Here is a 2,264-nt window from a genome sequence, read left to right as displayed (position 1 = left end):
TTATGCCTCCAAGTTTTTAATCATGCAGCACTTGCTGGCAAGCCAAGCCAAAGTCTACGTTTTGGACCCGAACGCGGAGTACGCGGCGTTGGCCAGGCAGTTGAAAGGCGAGGTAATCAAGTTGTCCAAGGACTCGCCGTCTATGATTAACTTGTTTGATTTAGCCGGAGAAGACTACGGCAGCAAAATGCTTACCCTGATATCCGTTTTTGACATTATTACCGGGGGCTTGACGGAAAACCAAAAGGGGGTGCTAAACGAGGCGTTGACGCGGGTTTACAAGCACCGCGGCATCTTGAGCGCGGATCCGGGAACGTGGGCAAACAATCCGCCGACATTTTCAGATTTGAAGGACGTTTTGAAGGACATGGCCCGCGAGTCAAGGAAAAGCGATTATAGCTCGGATGAAAAGAGCCTTGAAGTGTTGCAAAACCGCGTTAAAATGTATTCCAAGAACGGTTTTTTCGAATTCCTTGACAAACCCACGAAAGTCAACCTTCGCAGTAACGTTATTGACTTTGATTTGAGTCAATTGCCGCCCCAAGTCAAGCAATTGGTGATGTTTTCAGTCTTGGAACTGATTTCGCGGGAAATCAAGAAAGACAAGGAACCCAAAGTCGTCCTAATCGACGAGGGCTGGAGCTTGTTACGCAGCAAAGAGGCCGAGAATTATATTCTGGATTTTATCAAGACGTCTAGGAAAAACAATGCCGCTATCGGCTTTATTACGCAGGAAATCGAGGACTTGCTTAGAAGCGACGGCGGTATTAGCATCCTTAACACGACTTCTACGAAGATATTGTTAAAGCAAAACGCCAATAACCTGGGTTTGATTTCCAAAGCCTTGGCTTTGAATGAAAAGGAGCGCGATTATCTGCTGCGGGCAGACAAAGGCCAAGGCCTTTTGATTACCGAGCAGGGCCGTTACCAATTCATTGTAACCGCGCCTCCAAAGATCCACAAATTCATTACCACTGACCCCAACGACGAAGAACCAGAATTTCCCCCGGAAACCCAGCCAATAGTCAAAGTTGACGTTTCCAAGGGCTATTACGAACTCAAAAAGCTCTCAGAGGAAGAAGCAATTGCATTGAAACGGGAAGGCTACCGGCCATTTCGCAGCATGATATTGAATGCTGGCGGCTTGCCTTGGTACTTGGTTAAAACCCAGTCCAACGAATCCGGCGAACACGCCTTGCTGTGTTACGCTATTGCAGAGGAAATCCAGAAACGAGGCGGAAAACCCGAGTTATACGCCACCGTAAGCCCGGACGTCATGTTCGAACTCGACAAAAAGACGATTGCATTTGAGGTAGAGACCGGTACTTACCTCGATCGGTTTGAGGAAAAGGAAATCAAGGCCAGATTTGCCAAAAAGAAGCAACAATGCGACAAGCTCATTGTCGTTGTTGCCGACCGTTTGGTGAAAAAGAAGTTCGCCCGCCTCGCCGAAGCCGAGGCAATCACGCGCACGGAAGTAGCAAAAACGCTAGATAGGCTATATAGAGAGCATAGAGAGACATAATTCCTGGGAGTTTTAAGGGGAGAAAAACGCTCGTTTTTGTATCTGAAACCGCCGGAAAATCAAGCGCAATTCAAGCGCGTTTTCTTTATATACTCGTGCGCTTGTTTCGGGAAAATCCAGCAAGCGCAACGTCAAGCGCAATCTCCATGCTTTCTTGCGCTTTTCCAAATCCAGATTGCGTAGCCGAGCGTACCAATAATTGCGAAAATTGCGACTTGTACTATTAGTTGTTCCGGCCTTGTTCCTAACATAATCGCACATTGCATGATGCCGATTACGAACCAGGCGGCGGTTACATAGTCACTTAGCGCGATAATAAGTTTGCTTGGAGAAAATCTTGCCCCGCTCCAAAATCCTTTATTCCGAGGTTGATAATTTTTTGCATCTTCAAAGAATTTATAATTTGATTGCTTGTGTTTAATTGACTCCTCTGTTACCCGGTCAATTTGGTCTTCCCAATACTCTTGCCAAAACTTGCTTCCCCTATTGACTAATGTCCAAATGAATGACGTGATGAATCCGAATCCGGCCACCATCATTCCAACGCCATACCCGAACTCGTTCGTGTGTTCAAGGGAATAGGTATACGCCGCAAATCCTACCGCTGTAAAACCCCAAAACAACCAGGCCCTTTTCCATAGGAGCCCTATTTCAAATGTTCTTCGTTTTTCAGCAAAATCCCGCAGTCGTTTATACACTCTGTCGCTTCGAGGTATTTGGTTTGATTCCATACTCATCG

2 protein-coding genes are annotated in these 2,264 nt (G+C 46.5%); one reads left to right on the top strand and one right to left on the bottom strand.

Annotation, left to right across the window (positions count from 1 at the left end):
* The coding region (locus KKA81_15980) for an ATP-binding protein (GenBank protein MBU2652428.1) at window positions 1-1,525 on the top strand (1,525 nt) is incomplete at its 5' end.
* Window positions 1,526-1,656: 131 nt separating this feature from the next.
* Here KKA81_15980 and KKA81_15975 read toward each other — a convergent pair.
* The coding region (locus tag KKA81_15975; protein ID MBU2652427.1) for a hypothetical protein at window positions 1,657-2,264 on the bottom strand (608 nt) is incomplete at its 5' end.

The sequence above is a fragment of the Bacteroidota bacterium genome, assembly GCA_018831055.1.
Lineage (GTDB): Bacteria > Bacteroidota > Bacteroidia > Bacteroidales > B18-G4 > M55B132.
Note: the sequence above shows the minus strand (reverse complement) of the source record. Positions and strands in the feature narration are given on the sequence as shown.